This is a genomic window from Phytohabitans flavus, assembly GCF_011764545.1.
GTDB classification, from domain to species: Bacteria; Actinomycetota; Actinomycetes; order Mycobacteriales; family Micromonosporaceae; genus Phytohabitans; species Phytohabitans flavus.
This window is the reverse complement of the sequence record NZ_AP022870.1, coordinates 4,329,788-4,347,869: the sequence shown is the minus strand read 5'-3', so window position 1 is coordinate 4,347,869 and position 18,082 is coordinate 4,329,788. Positions and strand designations below refer to the sequence as shown.

At 71.2% G+C, this 18,082-nt stretch carries 17 protein-coding genes; 10 read left to right on the top strand and 7 right to left on the bottom strand.

Translation table 11 applies throughout. The annotated features are described in order from the left end of the window. Positions 1-344: 344 nt before the first annotated feature. From Pflav_RS18930 to Pflav_RS18890, 9 genes are all read left to right on the top strand, one after another. Positions 345-980 (top strand): DUF4178 domain-containing protein, encoded by a 636-nt coding sequence (locus Pflav_RS18930; protein WP_173037329.1) that lies wholly within the window; start codon positions 345-347, stop codon positions 978-980. A gap of 5 nt (positions 981-985) precedes the next feature. Continuing rightward, complete coding sequence (locus Pflav_RS18925; protein WP_173037328.1) at positions 986-1,438, top strand: DUF2617 family protein; 453 nt, start codon at positions 986-988, stop codon at positions 1,436-1,438. Next, positions 1,438-1,866, top strand: coding sequence for a DUF4247 domain-containing protein (locus tag Pflav_RS18920; RefSeq protein WP_173037327.1), 429 nt, complete (start codon positions 1,438-1,440; stop codon positions 1,864-1,866). Before Pflav_RS18925 ends, Pflav_RS18920 begins: the two co-directional genes overlap by 1 nt. Before the next feature lie 12 nt (positions 1,867-1,878). Continuing rightward, positions 1,879-2,298 carry a DUF350 domain-containing protein gene (locus tag Pflav_RS18915; RefSeq protein ID WP_173037326.1) on the top strand — a complete coding sequence of 140 codons (420 nt, stop codon included), beginning with the start codon at positions 1,879-1,881 and terminating at the stop codon, positions 2,296-2,298. Further along, positions 2,298-3,098: a hypothetical protein gene (locus tag Pflav_RS18910; protein ID WP_173037325.1), complete on the top strand. Its 801-nt coding sequence runs from the start codon at positions 2,298-2,300 to the stop codon at positions 3,096-3,098. Before Pflav_RS18915 ends, Pflav_RS18910 begins: the two co-directional genes overlap by 1 nt. After that, positions 3,095-4,618, top strand: coding sequence for a polyamine aminopropyltransferase (locus tag Pflav_RS18905; protein ID WP_232071619.1), 1,524 nt, complete (start codon positions 3,095-3,097; stop codon positions 4,616-4,618). Before Pflav_RS18910 ends, Pflav_RS18905 begins: the two co-directional genes overlap by 4 nt. A gap of 33 nt (positions 4,619-4,651) precedes the next feature. Continuing rightward, on the top strand, positions 4,652-5,494 hold the full coding sequence (locus tag Pflav_RS18900; RefSeq protein WP_232071617.1) for a DUF427 domain-containing protein: 843 nt from the start codon (positions 4,652-4,654) through the stop codon (positions 5,492-5,494). Between the two features lie 130 nt (positions 5,495-5,624). Further along, positions 5,625-6,113 carry a hypothetical protein gene (locus Pflav_RS18895; RefSeq protein WP_232071615.1) on the top strand — a complete coding sequence of 163 codons (489 nt, stop codon included), beginning with the start codon at positions 5,625-5,627 and terminating at the stop codon, positions 6,111-6,113. A 401-nt stretch (positions 6,114-6,514) separates the two neighbouring features. Beyond that, on the top strand, positions 6,515-7,888 hold the full coding sequence (locus Pflav_RS18890) for a class F sortase (RefSeq protein ID WP_173037323.1): 1,374 nt from the start codon (positions 6,515-6,517) through the stop codon (positions 7,886-7,888). A gap of 457 nt (positions 7,889-8,345) precedes the next feature. Here the strand turns inward: Pflav_RS18890 and Pflav_RS18885 are convergent, their stop codons facing one another. Together Pflav_RS18885 and Pflav_RS18880 are read right to left on the bottom strand one after the other, a co-directional pair. Next, positions 8,346-8,909 (bottom strand): transposase, encoded by a 564-nt coding sequence (locus Pflav_RS18885; RefSeq protein ID WP_173037322.1) that lies wholly within the window; start codon positions 8,907-8,909, stop codon positions 8,346-8,348. Then, positions 8,909-9,877: a transposase gene (locus tag Pflav_RS18880; RefSeq protein WP_173037321.1), complete on the bottom strand. Its 969-nt coding sequence runs from the start codon at positions 9,875-9,877 to the stop codon at positions 8,909-8,911. The genes Pflav_RS18885 and Pflav_RS18880 overlap by 1 nt, the downstream gene beginning before the upstream one ends. 599 nt (positions 9,878-10,476) lie before the next feature. Between Pflav_RS18880 and Pflav_RS18875 the strand changes: the two genes are divergently transcribed. Then, a complete protein-coding gene (locus Pflav_RS18875; protein ID WP_173037320.1) occupies positions 10,477-13,605 on the top strand; it encodes a BTAD domain-containing putative transcriptional regulator in 3,129 nt (1,042 codons plus the stop codon). Positions 13,606-13,634: 29 nt separating this feature from the next. On the opposite strand, the gene Pflav_RS18870 is transcribed toward Pflav_RS18875, so the two are convergent. The 5 genes from Pflav_RS18870 to Pflav_RS47495 form a co-directional block, all read right to left on the bottom strand. Continuing rightward, on the bottom strand, positions 13,635-14,375 hold the full coding sequence (locus Pflav_RS18870) for an ABC transporter permease (RefSeq protein WP_173037319.1): 741 nt from the start codon (positions 14,373-14,375) through the stop codon (positions 13,635-13,637). Further along, positions 14,375-15,316 (bottom strand): ATP-binding cassette domain-containing protein, encoded by a 942-nt coding sequence (locus tag Pflav_RS18865; RefSeq protein ID WP_173037318.1) that lies wholly within the window; start codon positions 15,314-15,316, stop codon positions 14,375-14,377. Before Pflav_RS18865 ends, Pflav_RS18870 begins: the two co-directional genes overlap by 1 nt. A gap of 103 nt (positions 15,317-15,419) precedes the next feature. Next, on the bottom strand, positions 15,420-17,027 hold the full coding sequence (locus Pflav_RS18860) for an amidohydrolase (protein WP_173037317.1): 1,608 nt from the start codon (positions 17,025-17,027) through the stop codon (positions 15,420-15,422). Between the two features lie 78 nt (positions 17,028-17,105). Continuing rightward, on the bottom strand, positions 17,106-17,810 hold the full coding sequence (locus Pflav_RS18855; RefSeq protein ID WP_173037316.1) for an ABC transporter ATP-binding protein: 705 nt from the start codon (positions 17,808-17,810) through the stop codon (positions 17,106-17,108). Then, positions 17,803-17,931 carry an ABC transporter ATP-binding protein C-terminal domain-containing protein gene (locus Pflav_RS47495; RefSeq protein WP_269474631.1) on the bottom strand — a complete coding sequence of 43 codons (129 nt, stop codon included), beginning with the start codon at positions 17,929-17,931 and terminating at the stop codon, positions 17,803-17,805. Before Pflav_RS47495 ends, Pflav_RS18855 begins: the two co-directional genes overlap by 8 nt. Positions 17,932-18,082 lie beyond the last annotated feature (151 nt).

Below are 18,082 nucleotides of genomic sequence, written 5' to 3'. Positions count from 1 at the left end.
GAGCTGGGCGCAGCATTGCGCCCGGCCGGGTTGGGGCTCGGGGGACGGCCGCGGCGACCGGGACCGGTCGTTTGCTGGGCGAGTTCGTGCGCCCAGGTCGAGAGCTTGTCGCAGCAGAGTCCGGCCCTCGCCGGGCGCGGGCCGCGCGGGTTTGGTCGTGGGACGCGGAGGGTGAGGCCGCGGGAGCAGCGGTCCGGACCACCGCGGACGTCGCGGTAGCCCAAATCTCTATGTTCGGGATGGATCGTCTGGGTCGCAGGTCGCGTGCCCACCCCGCGGGCCTGATCAAGTTGATCGAGCTTGCTAACCTCAGCGGCCAAGCGGGTCGTGGGGGAGGGCAGGGCATGGCGGGTGGCGAGGCGTTTCTCGTGGTTGGGCTCGGCTGCCTGGCGGTGGTCGCGGGCGTGGTGGTCGCGGTCGTCGCGGTCAGCCGGTCGCGGCGGCGGCGGGAGGCAGCGGCGCCCGCGCCGGCGGCGGCATCGGTCGACCCCTTCCAGACCGGCGACACTGACGCGTTGCGCGGCGATCCGCGTGTGCTCAAGCCCGGTGACATCGTGGAGATCCGCACGCGGTCGTATGCGGTGCGGGGGAGTCTCCGCTTCACCGAGGGGGACTGGGGCTGGGCCGAGCATCTGCTCGACGACGCGGACGGTACGAAGGTGTGGATGTCCGTCGAGGAGGACCCGGACCTGGAGCTTGTGCTGTGGCACGAGGTGCCGAGTGCCACCGTCACGCCGGGCGCCCCGACGGTCGACTTCGACGGTCGGCGGTACACGCGGGACGAGGGTGGCCGCGCGCGATACACCGGCACCGGCACGACCGGGCTCAACCCCACCGGCACCGTGCGGTACGAGGACTACGCCGCGCCGGACGGTGCGCTGCTGTCCTTCGAGTCGTACGGGGACAGCGGCAAGTGGGAGGTCGGCCGCGGCGAGAAGCTGCACCGGGCCGAGGTGCTCATCTACCCGCAGGGCGGCTGAGGGCAGTGCTCGTCCACCTCGACACCCCGTACGCGGACACGACCGCCGGTGACCTGAGCTTCGCGCTGGGCCTGCCCGAGCTGCCCGCGCTGCACGTGCTCCGCCTCCCCGGCCTCGAGCTGCGCCTGCTCGGCGCCTCGCACCAGGTCGTGTGGACCGCGGCGGGCGGAGCGCGGTGCGTGGAGACCGTGGCCTGCCTGCCCGGCCGCGAGCCACACCTGCCGTCCACCTTGGACAGTGCGGGCTACCGGTTCGAGTCCACTGTGGAAGAGATCGACGCGGCGTCCGCGCTCTGGGCCGAGCTGGCCGCCGACCCGCAGGCGCTCGTCGGGGTGTTTCCCGGCGACCCGAACGCGGTGACCGCCCTCCGCGCCGATCCGCAGGGTTGGCGCACCTGGCACGCGTACCCGCAGACCGGCGAACTCGTGACGACCCGCACGTGGTTGGGAGACCGCTGATGGCGTACCGGCGATGGTTCGTGGTCGGGATCGGGCTGGCGCTCGTCGGCGCGCTCGTGGCCGGCTTTGGCCTGCTGTCGGGGAGCTTCTCACCGCGCGGCTACGTGTCCGACAACTTCACCAGGGCCGCGGCCCAGGACATCGGCGGTGACGCGGTCGCGTACACGTCGTCCAAGATGCCCAGCCAGGTGTCCGACGAGCTCACCGGCGTGTGGGAGCCGGCCGACGAGTACGTCGACGGCAGCGGCGTCTACCTGCGCTACGACGACGACACGGTGGTCATCCTGCCGCTCGCCGCGGTCGGCTCCCTGATCCTCGTGGAGAAGATGAGCACCGCGTACCCCCGCTACCACGGCACGGTCGGCGGCTACTGGGGATGGGGTCGCGGCAACACCATCCGCGGCGGCGGTCCCGGCGCCGGAAAATAGGAGGCAGCACCGATGGATCTGGTCACCGACCTGCTGGTCACGCTCGCGTACGGCGCGGTCGGGGTGGTGCTCATGGCGTTCGGCTATGTGCTTGTCGACATCGCCACGCCGGGGCGGCTGCGCGAGCTGATCTGGGTCGAGCGCAACCGCAACGCCGCGCTGCTGCTCGCCTCCAACCTCGCCGGGGTCGGCATCATCGTGATCGCGGCGATCCTGGCCAGTGCGGACGACTTCGCCGACGGCATCGTCGGCGCGGGCGCGTACGGGGTGCTCGGCCTGCTCGTCATGGCCGCCGCGTTCCTGCTGCTCGACCTCGCGTCGCCGGGCAAGCTCGGCGAGATCCTCGTCGATCCCGAGCCGCACCCGGCGGTGTGGGTCTCCGCCGTCGTGCACCTCGCTACCGGCGGCATCATCGCGGCTGCGATCACCTGATGAGCACGCCGGCCAAGCGCACCGCCAGATGGCTCAAGTGGCTGGTCTTCCTCGGCATCGCCGGGGCGGGCGTGGCCGCCTGGCTCGTCTTCGCCCCGCCGTCCCTCGACGACGGCGGTACCGTCGTGCCGGCGCCGGATGCCGAGATGCGCGCGGCGACAGTCGCCGGGCTGGCCAAGGCCACCGCCGCGCAGGGCGTCTGCTACGGCTGGCACCTCTCCAGCTCGACCAGCCAAACCACCCAGGGCTCCAGTCTCGGCGCCGACGTCCCGGTCGACAGCGACCCGAGCCGGTGCGCGAAGTGGGTCGAGGTGCGGGTCTACGTCGACTGGACCAGCTCCAGCAGCGAGGCGTCGGACAACGCGGACGTGTCGATCCTCTCGTCCGGCGTGGCCGCACCGCCGGTGAGCCAGCTGAACCAGTTCGGGCTCACCGAGGGCGTGTTCATCGACCAGCCGGACCGGGCGATCTGCCAGGCCGCCCTGGCGTTGCCGCTGCTCCTGGCCGAGCGCGGGGCGGTCCCGCCCGTGCCCGCTCCGGCGCCGGGCGCCACCGCCCAGCCGCTGGCGGCCGCCGGCAGCGACTTCTGGCGGGACCGCTGGGCGTACGTGGTCGGGGGCACCGTCCTGGTCGTCCTGGCCATCCTGATCATCGGCGTCGGCTGGTTCGAGCGCCGCCACGAGCGGACCCGGGTCCGCCGGACGCGCACCGGGAAGCCACCGCGGCCCGTGCCGCCGCCAAGGGCCGCGCCGCCACCGCTGTCGGACCCGGCGCCACCGCCGGCCGCGGCATCGAAGTGAGGTTCGCCCGCAGCGCGGTCCTCGCCGCGGTCTTCGTCTGCGCGGCGTGCGGCCTCGTGTACGAGCTGGCGCTCGTCACGCTCGGCAGCTACCTGATCGGCGACACCGCCGGCCAGGCGTCGATCGTGCTCGGCGTGATGGTGTTCGCGATGGGCATCGGCGCGCTCGCCGCCAAGCCGCTCCAGAGCCGCGCCGCCGTCTCGTTCGCGGTCATCGAGATGGCCCTCGCCCTGCTCGGCGGCCTCTCGGTGCTCGGCCTGTACGCCGCGTTCGCCTGGCTCGACCTGTACGCGCCGGCCCTCGTCGGCACCGCGTTCGTGCTCGGCATGCTCATCGGCGCGGAGATCCCGCTGCTCATGGTGCTGCTCCAGCGGATCCGCGAGCAGGCGGCGGGCAGCGCGGTCGCCGACCTCTTCGCCGCCGACTACGTGGGCGCGCTGCTCGGCGGGCTCGCGTTCCCGTTCCTGCTGCTGCCGGCCTTCGGCCAGCTCCGCGGCGCGCTCGTCGTCGGCGCGGTCAACGCGATCGCCGGTACCGCCCTTGTCTTCACGCTCTTCCGGCGCGACCTGAGCCGTCGCTCGCGCGCGGGGCTCGGCGCCGGTGCCGTCGCGGTCGGCCTCCTGCTCGGGTACGCGTACGTGGTGGCACACGACTTCGAGGTGACCGCGCGCCAGCAGCTGTACCAGGATCCCGTCGTGCACGCCGAGCGCAGCCGCTACCAGGAGATTGTGCTCACTCGCTCGGTTTCGGTCGTCGCCGGCGGCGCGGGCGACCTGCGCCTCTACCTGAACGGCGACCTCCAGTTCAGCTCGGTCGACGAGTACCGGTACCACGAAGCGCTGGTGCACCCGGTGCTCGCCGGCCCACGCGCCAACCTGCTCGTGCTCGGCGCCGGCGACGGGCTGGCGGTACGCGAGGCGTTGCGCTACCCGGACGTGCGGTCGGTGACGGTGGTCGAGCTCGACCCGGCGGTGGTCGCGCTGGCCCGTAGCTGGCCGGCGCTGCGGGACCTCAACCGCGGCGCGTTCGACGACCCGCGGGTACGGCTCGTGCACGAAGACGCCTTCGCCTGGCTGCGCAGCGCTCCGGCCCGCTTCGACGCGGTGATCGTCGACCTGCCGGACCCGGACGAGACGGCGACGGCGAAGCTGTACTCGGTCGAGTTCTACACGCTGCTGCAGAACGTGCTCGCGCCCGGCGCGCGGGTCGTGGTGCAGGCCGGGTCGCCGTACTTCGCGCCGCGCTCGTTCTGGTGCATCGAGGCGTCGCTCCGCGAGGCCGGTTTCGCGACGGCGCCGTACCACGTCGACGTCCCGTCCTTCGGCGACTGGGGTTTCATCCTGGCCGGCGGCCTCCCGAGCATGCCGGCGGACGTCCCGCCGCTGCGCTTCCTCGACGCCGACGTGCTGCGCGCGGCCACCGTCTTCCCGCCGGACCGCGGGCGGGTCACGGTCGAGGCCTCGACCCTGCTGCATCCACGGGTACTGGAGTACGCGCGGCAGGAGTGGCGAAACTACTAACGCCGGCTGCCGGTGCCGTGCCAGGCTGAACCGGTGTCATTGACGATGGGAAGCGGCCCCTTCGGCCACGCGCCGGCCGGTGCGTTCGTGCCGGGGATGGTGCTGATCGAGCCGTACCCGCGGCGCATGCGCGGCCTCCTCGACGGCGAGACGATCGTCGACTCCTCGCACGGCCAGCTCGTGCACGAGCCGGGGCGGCTGCCGAGGTGCTTCTTCCCGATGGCGGACGTGCGCACCGACCTGCTCGTCCCGGGTCCGGCGGGGGTGCCGTCGGCGGCGCTGGGCGAGAGCCAGGTGTGGGACCTGCGGGTCGGTGACCGCCTCGTCGAGCGCGCCGCGATCGCGTACCCGGCGCCGCCTCCCGAGGCCACGCGCGTCAAAGACCACATCGCGCTGTACTGGCGGGCGCTGGACCAGTGGTACGAGGAGGACGTGCTGGCGGTGGCGCACATCCGTGACCCGTACCACCGCGTGGACGCGCTCCCGTCCTCCCGCCACGTGCGGGTCAGCCTCGACGGGGTGACGCTCGCGGAGTCGGACAAGCCGGTCGTCATCTACGAGACAAGTCTTGTGCCACGGTGGTATTTCGCCCAGTCAGACGTGCGCGTCCCGCTGGAGCCGAGCGACTACCGCTCCTGGTGTGCGTACAAGGGCGAGGCCGGGTACTGGTCCCTCATGGTGGGGGACACGCCGCACGTCAACCTCGCGTGGACGTACCACGATCCGCGCCACGACGCCTCGCTGGCGAAGGATCGGGTGGCGTTCTTCAACGAGCGCGTCGACGTCGACATCGACGGGGTGCGCGAGGAACGCCCCGGCGGCCCGTGGGCGGACCCGGACTGGTGGCGCGACACGACGTCCGAAAACGACCTCTAGGCGGAGGTCTTCGGGGGGACGTGCTTCGATTGGCGGCGGCCCCGTTTGTGCCCAAGGCCCCGGGAATGACCTGGAGATGAGCTACAACTTAGTCGCTCGTACGCTTTTCGTAGCCACAACCGCCGCGGCGATGACCGGTCTACCGGCGCTCCAGGCGGCCGCGGCGCCACCCATGTCGGGAGAGACCCCTTCGGCCGCCGCGCGTGGTACCGAGTTGTTTGTCCAGGTAACGCCGAGCACCGTGCAGTCCGGACAGCAGGTGGAAATTCAGGCCAGTTGTGACGGCAACGACCGGGACGCCGATGTGCGCTCCGACGCGTTCGGCCGGGTCGCGGTGCGCCCGTCGAACGGGATCCTCACCGGCACCGCCACGGTCCCCGAGCGTAAGCAGCCGGGCACCTTCGAAGTCGTCCTTACCTGCCGTAACAACGCCACCGCCAACACCCAGCTCACCGTTGTCAACATGAGCAAGGCGACGCGAGGCCCGGCCACGGGTGGCGGCGGCACCGCCGGCGGCAGCGTCAGCCCGTACGTCCTCACCGGCGGCCTGGCCGCGGTGGCGGTCGGCGCCGGTCTGGCCCTGATCGTGCGCAGCCGTCGCGCCGGATCCGGCAGCTAGCCGGCCCGCTCATGGCCGGAAGCCAGGGCCGCCGTCGGCCGGGCGCCGAGGACATCCTGGGCGCGGTATTCGGCCTCGCCCGCGAGATCTCGCACGCGGGCATGGCCTCGACGCCCGGAAAACCGACGGAAAAGCAGAAAGACAAGAAGACAGATAAGCGGCCGGTCGTTCCACTGAAAGCCCTTTCCGACAATGGCCAGGCACCCGCCGGCCGGGGGCAAGGGACGGCCGGTCCGCTACTGCGCGCCGAGCCGCCAGCGCGGCCGAATCCGCTCCTGCGGGGGGAGCCGCCGGCGCCGTCGAAGGAGCCCGCGGAACGAAACAGCGGCGACGTCGCTCTCCGGCCAGCCGTTCCGGAGCCGGGGGCCGATCCGCAGCCGCCGACCGCGACCCGGCGCCAGGTGACGGCCCTGTCCCGGTCGGCGCTCTACCGCTCCCGGTCCCGGGACACGACCGCCGAGGACGCGGAGTCCTGGCCGGAACGCCCGCCCGCCAGCGAGGCGAAGCCGGAACGCCCCGCCAGGGACGCGAAGCAGTTGCCGGAACGCCCGCCCGCGGGCGACGCGCAGTCGTCGCGGGAAAGCCCGCCCGCCGGGGACGCGGAGTCCTCGCCAGATCGCAGGGCCGCTGGCGAGGCGGCGTCCTCGCCCGAACGTCTGGCCGCCGGGGACGCGAAGTCCTCGCGGGAAGGCCCGGCCGCCGAGGACGCGGAGTCCGTGCCGGAACGCCCGGCCACCGACTCGGACCGTCTGGCGGCTAGCACGCGGGCGGCGCCGGATGTCGAACGTGCCCGTCCCGACCGGGGGCGAGAGGCGCCGGACCAGGAAGGGCCGGGCCCCAAGCCTAGGCATGCCTTGCCGGAAGCGGCGGTAGCCGCATCGTCCGCTGAAAGCCCGGGCCGGCACGCCGGCCCCGAGCCCGCGAACGACCCGCCGGCGCCCGCGGCGGCCGACCAGCGGCGTAGCGAGATCGGCGCTGGCCCCCCGCTGCTGGAGGACCACAGCCAGCGGGACCAGGCCGAGCCCGATACCCGGCCACCCGCGCACCCTGAGGACGCCCGCGCCGAGCCTGGCGCCCCATCGGACGAATCGCATGTCGACATCCGTCCGCGTGGCCCATTGAGGCGGGCGGTGGAGCGCGCCGGCGGTACCTACTGGGGCGTGAACTTCGCCATGTCGCTGATCATCGCGGTGATGCTGCTGACCGTCAGCGGCTTCGCGTTCGGACGCCTCACCGGCATCAAGGTGTTGCCCGACGGGCCGGCCGCCCGCTTCTGGCCGGCGCCGCGTGACTTCCCGGTGCTCAGCCGAAGCGTGCCGGTCAGCATCAAGGCCAGGTCGGTCCAGATCAGCGCCCCGATCAACCCGGTCGGAAACGCCGAGAACGGCGCCATCGACGTCCCCACGGGCGAAGAGATCAACGAGGCCGGCTGGTACGACAAGGGCCCCACCCCCGGCGAGTACGGACCCGCTGTCATCGTCGGCCACGTCGACAGCGGCGCCGGCCCGTCGGTCTTCCACAAGCTGTCCAACCTGCGCCCGGGCAACCGCGTCGAGATCACCCGCGCGGACCACAAGGTCGCCGTCTTCGAGGTGAACGCGGTCAAGCGCTTCGACCGCGACAACCTCCCCGCCGACCAGATCTTCGAGGACTTCAGCCGCCCGGCGCTGCGGCTCATCACCTGCGGCGGCCGATGGGTAGGCGGCACCACCGGGTACGCCGACAACGTCGTCGTCTTCGCCTCCCTGGTCAAGGACCGTCCCGGCGGCCGCTAGCGAGCTTTCTAGGCCGAGTGGATAAAGATCCAAAACCAAGGACGTTGAGCTACCGCGGCGCCCGTCGTGGTCCGGACCGTCGCTCCCGCGGCCTCACCCTCCGCGGTTGGGCAAGCTCACCCCTTGGGGCCGTGGTCGGCCGACCGCGGCGTTCGCTGCCGGGTCCGCGGTCAACGGGCTGTCGCGTCGGCCCTCGACCCGGTCAGGCGTAGAGCAGACCAACGCCTAGGGCGCCAGCGGGCCGCGCCTGTGGTCGCGGTCCGTAAGTGGCGACACGCGGGCAGCGACAAACTCACCCAAAGGGCCCCTCGGTTCCCTTGATCGGCGCTACAGATGGAAGCCATCTGGCAGATCGTGGTATCGAGCTGCCCCCATAGAGCCTGTCGCAGATTGTTTTGTGTGTGGGTGGGGCTGTGGGTGTTGGGGGTTGGGCGGGGTTGGTGGTGCTGGTCTGCGGTTATGCCGTGGTGAGGGCGGTTGGTCCGTGGGTGGTGGCGAGGCGGAGCAGGTTGGTGACGGCGGCGGCGAGGTGGGCTTCGGCTTTGGCGGCGGTGAGGCCGCGGCGGGAGAAGCGGCGTAGTCCGCGGCGGTCTTTGAGGTGGGCGTTGACGGGTTCGACGGTGGCGCCGCGTTTGCGGTAGAGGGTTTTGCCTTCTGGGGTGGATAGGCGCCAGGCCATGTGTTCGCGGGCGGTGGCGTTCGGGTGGGGTGGTTGTGTGGGTGGGGTGGGGCCGGTGGGTTGGTGGGTTTTGCCTTGGGCGATGAGCCGGTCGGGGCCGGGTGCGGTGAGGTTGTCGTGACTGTTGTAGCCGGCGTCGAACAGGGTGGTGCCGACGGCCAGGTCGGGGTTGGCGGTAGCGTCGCGGAGTGTTTGGACGGCGTCGTCGATCTTGTCGTGCATGGGTTCTAGCTGGTTGACGTCGCCGGTGTCCTGGACCACCTCGACGGCGAGGATGAGGTAGTCGGCAGCGACGGCGAGTTGGGTGTTCAGGCCGGCGATGAACCCGGTTCGGGTGGGCATCAGCCGGCAGTCGGGGTCGGTGAGGCAGCGGACCGGGTTGTTGTTCTTCTTGCCGCTGTTGGTTTTGCCGGTGTGGGGTGTGGCCTCGAACGCGGCGAGTTCGGCCTCGACGGCCTCGACGCGGGTTTGTGCGCGGCGTACGTGGCTGTGTTCGTCGACCGGGACGGGCTTGGCCCGGGCAACCGCCGCCCTTCGGCTGCCGCCGCGGCGTGCTGGGTGGCGCGTTCGTCAGCTTTTTGCTGCACGGCCGCGCGGATGTGCGCCGCTGAGTGACGCGCCGCGTCCAGTTCATCCTGGAGCCGTTGCCGGGCTGCGCGCCGCGTCGTGTCGCGGACCGCGGCCAGTTCGTCGGCAAGGGCCAGAGCCCGGTCGGCCTTGTCCACCGCCCGCCGCCGCTTGCCGCCGCGATCGCGGTTCGGATCCGTTTCGGCCCGTTCGATCAACTCGTCCAGCAGCGCCCGCCGCCGGGCCGGGTCCTGCAACGCTTCGGGTAGCTCATCCCCGCGCGCGTCACCGAACAGCTCGTCCTCGACGGCATCGTCGGCGGCGGCCTGCTCGACCAGCCGACAGGCGATCCGGCGCAGTCCGTCCTCGTCGGTCATCGCCTGCATCGACGCGTTCGCCGCGATCTTCGTCCCGTCCACCGCGACATGCCCGAGCCCGCCCATCCCGGCCCGCCCGCACAACGCCAACACCTTCGTGAACAAGTCCACGAACGCCTCGTCATGCTGCTGCCGGAACCGGGCGATCGTGGCATGGTCCGGCCGGGCCAAACCGGAGATCACCATGAACGCCACATCCTCCCGACAGCGCCGCTCGACCTGCCGGGACGAGGTGACCCCACCGGCATACGCCCAGATCAACAACGCCAACAACATGTCCGGGTCGTAGCCGGCCCGGCCCGCACCACCCAACCTGGCCCGGGCCGCGAACCCCGCCGTGTCCAACCGGGCCACCGCGTCCAACACGAACCACACCTGATGATCAACCGGCAGCCAATCCCGCAAATCCGGCGGCAACAACATCGGCTGATCCCGCCATACCGGCATAAACCCCTTCGCCACCCACCAATTATCGATCACAGCGAATCAACACCAGGTCAGCCACACCGACCCGATTTTGCGACAGGCTCCATAGGGGCAGTTCCGTACCAAGATCTCTCGCGTCCCCCGTCTCTAGCGGCAAGGTCCGCGCACAAGCGAAGGCTGTGGTCGTAGGTTTGCGGCTGGGCGCGGCCACGCGCCTAGCTCGGTAGCACGGGGAATGAGGGACTCTGACCCTGGGCACGTCGGGGATCGGCACGGCCACCGGGATCCGGCTGCGCGAGCCGGTGGGGGTTGGGCTTGGACCGCGGACCCGGCAGCGCGGGTCGGGGATCTCGGCGAGCGCCAGCGAGCCGCCGACCTGCGCGGTGCCCGCGGGAGCATACGGTCCGCCACTGACGCGGACCGGGGCAAATACCTGCCTCAAGAAATTGAATGTGACCCCGAACATGCACGACTTCTGGAGGCCCGCCGCCGAGATCGCGCTGTCTGGCCTGGGCGGGTCACCGTGGGAGGATTAGTCGGTGCAGATCGGGCTGCTTGGATCGTTCGAGGTCCGCACGGACGGCGTCTTGGCCGACGTGCCGGGCGCCCGGTTGCGCGCACTCCTGATCGCCCTGGCACTCGAGCCAGGCCGCGTCGTCTCGAAGGCCACGCTCGTCGACTGGATCTGGGGTGAGCACCCGCCCGCCGACGCGGCGAACGCGCTGCAACGCTTGGCCTCGCGACTGCGGAAAGCCCTGCCCGGTGGTGTGGTCGAGGGACACACGGGCGGCTACCGGTTGACGGTGGAGCCGGACGCTGTCGACGCCCTCCGGTTCGAGCACCTCGTCGGTCAGGCCCGCGACGAGGAGGCCGCACGGCGGGTGCGGCTGCTGCGCGAGGCCCTCGCCCTGTGGCGTGGTGCGCCCATGCAGGACGTCGGTCTGGAGGACAGCGCCGCGTTCGACGCGGCGGTGACCCGGCTCGAGCGGCTGCGCCTGGCGGCGCTGGAGGATCGGTTCGACGCGGAGGTCGGCCTCAGCGGCGGCGCCGAGCTGGTCCCGGAGCTGACCGACCTGGTGGCCGCGCATCCGGTGCGGGAGCGGCTGGTCGCCGCGCTGATGCGCGCCCTCGTCGCGGCCGGTCGCAAGACCGAGGCCCTGCTCGTGTACGAGCGGGCGCGGCAGGCCCTGGCCGACGCACTCGGCGCCGACCCCTCGCCGGAGTTGTCGGCCCTGCACGTCGCGCTGCTGCGGGGTGAGCTGGGACAGCGGGAGGAAAGCCGGAAGACCAACGTGCGGGCGGAGCTGACGAGCTTCGTCGGGAGGGACGCCGACGTGGCCGCGGTCCGCGAGCTCGTCGCGGAGCACCGGCTGACCACCCTGACCGGGCCGGGCGGTTCGGGAAAGACAAGGCTCGCCACGGAAACCGCGCGCACGCTGCTCGGCGAGATGCCGGACGGGGTCTGGCTGGTGGAGCTCGCGGCCATCGGCGTCGACGGCGACGTGGCGCAGGCGACGATCACGGGGCTCGGGCTCCGCGACGCTCTGCTCGGTGCGGCACCGACCGCGGATCTGGCGGAGGGGCTCATCGCCGCGATCCGCGAGCGGGAGGCACTGCTGATCCTGGACAACTGCGAGCACGTGATCGATTCGGCGGCGAAGTTTGCCGATCGTATGCTCGGCGAGTGCCGCCTGCTGCGGATCCTGGCCACGAGCAGGGAGCCGCTCGGCATCACCGGTGAGGCGCTGTGGCCGGTCGAGCCGCTGACCTTGCCCGCGGACGCCAGCGCTGGCGAGGTCGAATCGTCCCCGGCCGTCCGGTTGCTGCGGGACCGGGCGGGCGCGGTGCGCAGGGATCTCGGGGTCGACGAGCACACCTTGGCGACGATGGCGCGCGTGTGCCGGGCGCTGGACGGGATGCCGCTGGCGATCGAGCTGGCCGCGGCCAGGTTGCGCACCATGTCCATCGATCAGCTCGCCAGCCGGCTCGACGACCGGTTCCGGCTGCTGACCAGTGGAAGCCGCACCGCGTTGCCTCGGCACAAGACGCTGCGCGCGATGGTCGACTGGAGCTGGGAGCTGCTCACCGGGGCCGAGCGGAGGGTCCTGCGCCGGCTCTCGGTCTTCTCGGGCGGGGCGAGCCTGGAGGCGGCCGAGTGGGTCTGCGCCGGCGACGCGGCCGAGCAGGAGGACGTGCTGGAGCTGCTCACCTCGCTGGCCGAGAAGTCGCTGCTGGTCGCCGAGGGCGACGGCGCGCCGCGCTACCGGATGCTCGGCACGATCAAGGAGTACGCCGCGCAGCGGCTCGCGGAGGCGGGCGAGTCGGACCTGGCCCGCCAGGCGCATCTCGCCTACTTCACCGAGCTGACCGAGACCGCCGACCCGCAGCTGCGCCGCGCCGAGCAGCTGCGATGGCTCGCCACGCTCGAGCCCGAGCACGACAACATCATGGCCGCGATGCGGGGCGCGATCGCCGCCGGTGAGGCGCAGGCAGCGATGCGGCTCGCGGCCGGCGCCGGCTGGTACTGGTGGCTCAGCGGGCACCGGGCCGAAGGCATCGAGATCATCCTCGCGGCCACCAACACCCCCGGCGAGGTGACCGACGACGTCCGGGCCTGGGTGTATGCCCTGGTGGTGCACTTTGTGACGTCCGGGCGGGGCGACGAGCACCAGGCCGCGGAGTGGATCCACAAGGCGTACCAGCTCCGCCAGCACGGTCAGCACCGCTACCCGCAGCTGGAGCTTGTCACGGCGCTGGAACACCTGTTGCGGGCACCGGACGCCCACCTGGCGGCATTCGAGCCGTTGCTGGACGCCGAGGACCCATGGGTACGCGCGCTGGCCCGGCTGCAACTGGGCAAGATGCGGGTCATGATCGGCCAAGGGCAGGACGCGGAGGCGTACCTGGAGGCGGCGCTCGCCGAGTTCCGGACCCTCGGCGAGCGGTTCGGGATCTCGTTGGCCCTGTCCGAGCTGGCGGACCTGATGGCGATGCGCGGCGAGTTCGCCCGCGCGTGCGAGCACTACGAGCAGGCGATCACGGCCATCACCGAGGTCGGCGCCATCGAGGATGTCATCCGGTTGCGGACCAGCCAGGCCCTGCTCTACTGGCGGGACGGCGACCAGGTCGCCAGCGCGGCCGCCGTCGCCGAGGCCGAGCGGTGCGCCGAGGGGGTCACCTGGCCTCATGCGCTGGTCGAGCTGGCACTCGCCAAGGCGGAGCTCGCTCGTTGGCGCGGCGACACCGAAGAGGCCCGCCACCAGCTCGCCGTCGCGACCGCCCTGCTGGGCGACGAGGCGGAGCAGCCGGGCATCCGCGCTGCGCTGCACCACATGCTCGGCTACCTCGCCGACGATCTCGGTGAGGCCCGTACCCACCGCGTCGCGGCCTGGCGGGCGGCGTCCGAGGTGGGACCCGCGCCCCTGCTCGCCCAGCTGCTCGTCGGGTTCGCCGACCTGGCGCTGCGCCGTGACCAGTACGAGCAGGCGGCGCGGCTGCTCGCGGCCAGCGTCGACGCGCTCGGACTGCCTGATCACTCCCACCCGGACGCCGTCCGGATCGCGGGCGCCGCGCGGCGCCACCTCGGCGAAGCACGGTTCGCCGAGGTGACGCGGGAGGGCGCGGGGATGAGCCGCTCTGAGCTGGTCGAGGTCACGCTCGCTTCTTGAACGAGGTCACGCTCGCTTCTTGAACGAGGTCACGCTCGCTTCTTGAACGTGGCGAGCGACCACAGGTACCCGACGAGGGCGATCCCGACGCACCAGGCCACGGCGGTGATCGCACTGCCCGCGGACGGATCACCGGTCAGCAGCCCGCGCAGTGTCTCGATGATCGGCGTGAAGGGCTGGTACTCCGCGAACTGCCGGACACCGACCGCCATCGTGTCCGCCGGCACGATCGCGCTGCTCAGGAACGGCAGCATGATCAGCGGCACGGAGACCATCCCCGCCGACTCCGGGGTCTTGGCGGCCAGTCCCAGGGCGACCGTGATCCAGCTGGTCGCGAAACTGACAAGCACGACAAGGCCGATCGCGCCGAGCCACTCGACGAAACTCGCGGCCGGGCGGAACCCCATCGCGAGTGCCACCCCGATGACGGCCGTGATAGCGACGAGGGTACGGAGCATGGTGGCGACGACATGAGCGCTCAGTACGGCACTGCGGGAAATGTCCATCACCTTGAACCGGTTGATGATCCCCTTCGTCATGTCCGAGTTCACCGCCATCGCGGTCGCGCTCAGCCCGTAGCAGATCGTCAATATGATCATGCCTGGCGTCGCGTAGTCGATGTACTTGACGCCGACGTCGAAAGCGCCACCGATCACATAGACAAACATCAACAACAGGATGATGGGGAACAGGATCGCGTTGAACACCGCGGTCGGGTTCCGGATGGTGTGCTTGAAGTTGCGCCCCAGCATGGTCGTCGAGTCGCTCATTACGCGTCCACCTTCGTGCTCGTGCGGCCGGTCAGGGCAAGGAAAACGTCGTCGAGGTCCGGGGTGTGCACCGAAAACTCCTCGACCTCGATCGAATGGTCGTCAAGCTTGTCCAGCAGGGCCCGTACCGATCTCGCCCCGCCGTCGCTGGGGACGCGCAGCGTCAGGTCCTCCTCGTCCCGTGTGGCGCCGGTCAGAAAGAGCGTCGCCGCCTCGAACTCGGCGACGTCGGCGAACCGGAACCGGACATGGCTGCCGGGGATCTGGCGCTTCAGCTCAGCGGGAGTGCCCTGGGCGACGATGCGGCCCTGGTCGAGCACCGCGATCCGGTCCGCGAGTCGATCGGCTTCGTCGAGGTACTGGGTGGTGAGGAAGATCGTCACCCCGTCGGCCACCAGTTGGCGGATGATCTCCCACATCGTGCGCCGGCTGCGTGGGTCCAGTCCCGTCGTCGGCTCGTCCAGGAAGATGATCTGCGGGCTTCCGACCAGCGTCATCGCCAGGTCCAGCTTCCGGCGCATGCCGCCGGAGTAGGTCGTCACCAGCTTCTGCGCCGACTCCGTCAGGTCGAACCGCTCCAGCAACCCCGCGACGATCCGCCGACCCGTGCCGGAGTCCAGGCGTTTGAGGTCCGCCATCAGCTGGAGGTTTTCCTGGCCCGTCAGCAGCTCGTCCACCGCGGCGAACTGGCCGGTGACCCCGATGGCCGCGCGCACCGCCTTGGTCTCGGTCACGACGTCATGCCCGGCGACGCGCACCGTTCCGCCGTCGGCCTTCGTCAACGTGGTCAGCACGTTGATCGTCGTCGTCTTGCCCGCTCCGTTGGGGCCGAGCAGGGAGAAGACCGTTCCCGCGGCGACATCCAGGTCGATGCCGTCAAGAACGATCTTGTCCTTGTACGCCTTCCGCAGCCCTGCGGCCGCGATCGCTGAACTTGTCATGCGAACCACGATCGGCGCCCGGCCTGCCACCGACCTGACACGGCCCTGACGCGGCGGCTGACATGCTGGCGGGCCCGGTCCGGGGACCGGGCCCGCCGTACGGTCAGCGCTCGTACACCACGTTCCCGCCGACCATCGTCAGTACCGGGCGGATGCGCTTGATGTCCTCGGCCGGCACCGAGAAGTAGTCGCGGTCGAGGACCACCAGGTCGGCCAGCTTGCCCTTCTCGATCGAGCCGATCTTGTCCGCCATGCTCAGGTGCCAGGCGTTGTTGATGGTGAACATCCGCAGCGCCTCGGCCCGGGTGATCTGCTGGCCGTCGTTGATCAGGTCGCCGAGCGCGTTGCGGCCGGTGACCGCGAAGTACAGCCCGAAGAACGGGTTGAGCGGCGCGATGTGCACCCCGTCCATGTGGATGCCGGCGTGCGGGATGCCGCTGTCCAGGATGGCGCGGAACGGCGAGCCGCTGGCGCCGGCCGTACCGCTCGGGTAGCGGAACGTGCCGACCTGCACGCTGCCGCCGAGTGCGCCGAGCCGAGCGAGGAGTTCCGGGGTCACGAACGGTACATGGTGGACGGTCCACCGCAGGTCTCTGATGCCGAACTCCGCGTCGACCGCCTCGTACGCCGCCACGATGTTCTGGAACTGGGCCAGGCTCAGCGCGCGGTTGGTGTTGCGCCACCCGGCCTGCGCGATGACCCGCTGCGCCTCCAGCCAGGCCGCGCCCGACCCGTCGCCGGGTGCGCCCCACTCGCCGATCGCGCCGGTCATCAGCATGTCGTCGCCGAAGAGCGGGAAGACGTTGCGCAGCCGCTCCTTCAGCTCGGGCAGGTTGATGTCGTTCTGGTTGTGCAGGAAGTTGGTCTGTAGCCGGACGATCGCGTCGCCGTCGGCGTGCACGGCCAGCCACGAGTCGTACATGCGGTAGTGGTCCAGGTTGGACAGGCTCTGCGTCGGCGCGAGCGGGCCCGGCGTGGGGAAGAGCACCTGGTCCAGCGACGCGGTGAGGCCGACGCTCGCCGAGTACGCCATCGCGTCCCGGGTGCTGCGCTTCTTGTCCTCGAACGTCTGCCGCACCCGCAGGTGGTACAGCGCGGCGTTGGACTGGGTGCCGGCCGCGATCGTGCCGTCCTCGGCGACCACGACCGGGATCGACGCGCTCTCCAGGAACGCCTTGCCGAGGCTGTTCGTCCGCGCCGGCCCGCTGAAGTTCTGGAAGAGCAGCACCGGCCGGTCGGGTACGGCGGCGTCGAGCTCGGCCAGCGTCGGCACGCGGCGCTCGGCGAACATGTTCGGGTGCCAGCCGCCCATCGCGGTGACGAACTCGCCCGGCGGTACGCCGCGCCGCCGCTTGGCGAGCATCTCCTGGATCTCCGCGATGTTCCGGGCGTTCTCGATGACGACGTGGTAGCCGGGCCGGTTGGCCAGGCTGACGATGTGCACGTGACCCTCGATGATGCCCGGCACGACGGTACGGCCGCGCAGATCGATCACCTTGAGGCCGGGGCCGCCGCGCGGGACGTCGCGGCCGACCTCGGTGAAGACGCCGTCCTCCACGAGCACGGCGTTGACCACCGAGCTCCGCTTGTCCATCGTGTGGATCCGGCCGTTGACGAGCGCGACGCGCTCCGCCTTGCCGTTGCCGTGTGCCGAGGCGGACCCGGGCACCGCCACGGCACCCGCCACACCGACCGCGGCTCCCGCCTTCAACAGGTCTCTTCGCCCGAATCCAGGCATGGCTGTATCGCCATCTCTGTGCATTGTGGATACTCCTAAGAAGAGAGTGAGTCAGATGCCCAGCACGCTGCGCTGGACGGTGTCGCTGGCGCGCAGCTCGGCCGAGGTGCCGCTGCCGGCCACCCGCCCCTCGGCCAGCAGGTAGCCGCGGCCGGCCGCCTCCAGCGCACGGTCGACGTCCTGCTCGACGAGCAGCACGCTCACACCTTGGGCGTTGACCGCCTCGATGGCCTCGAACACCTCGTCGGTCATCACCGGGGCCAGCCCCAGCGACGGCTCGTCGAGCAGCAGCAGCGTGGGCTTGGCCATGAGCGCCCGCCCGATCGCCAGCATCTGCTGCTCGCCGCCGCTGAGGCTGCCGGCGAGCTGCCCGGTGCGCTGCCGCAGCCGGGGGAAGATGCCGTAGACGCGGTCGAGGCTTTGCCGGTACTCGGCCCGCGCGGTGCGGCGGTACGCACCGAGGCAGAGGTTGTCGTAGACGGACATGGCCGGGAAGACCCGGCGGCCCTCGGGCACGACGGCGACGCCGTACTCGCAGACCTTGTGTGCGGGCAGGTGGGCGATGTCGACCCCGCCCACCGCGACCCGGCCGCGCCGCTTGGCGTGCAGCCCGGCGACGGCGTTGACCAATGTGGACTTGCCGGCACCGTTGGTGCCGAGGACGGCCACCGTCTCTCCATCGTGGACGTCCATGGTGACACCCCAGAGCGCCTGCGCGTCGCCGTAGAAGGCGTCCAGGTCCCGGATCTCAAGCATGAGCACGCTTCCCCAGGTAGGCCCGGACGACTGCCGGGTCGGTGAGCACCTCGTGCGGGTCGCCGTCGGCGAGGCGGGTGCCGCGGTCGAGGACGACGATGCGGGTGGCGAGCTGGTTCACCACCCGCAGCAGGTGCTCGACGATCACGATGGAGACGCCGGAACGGTGTACGCGGCGGATCACCTCGACCGCGTTGTCGATCTCGGCGGGGTTGAGGCCGGCGAGGGCTTCGTCCAGCAGGAGCACCTTCGGGTCGGCGGCGAGGGCGCGG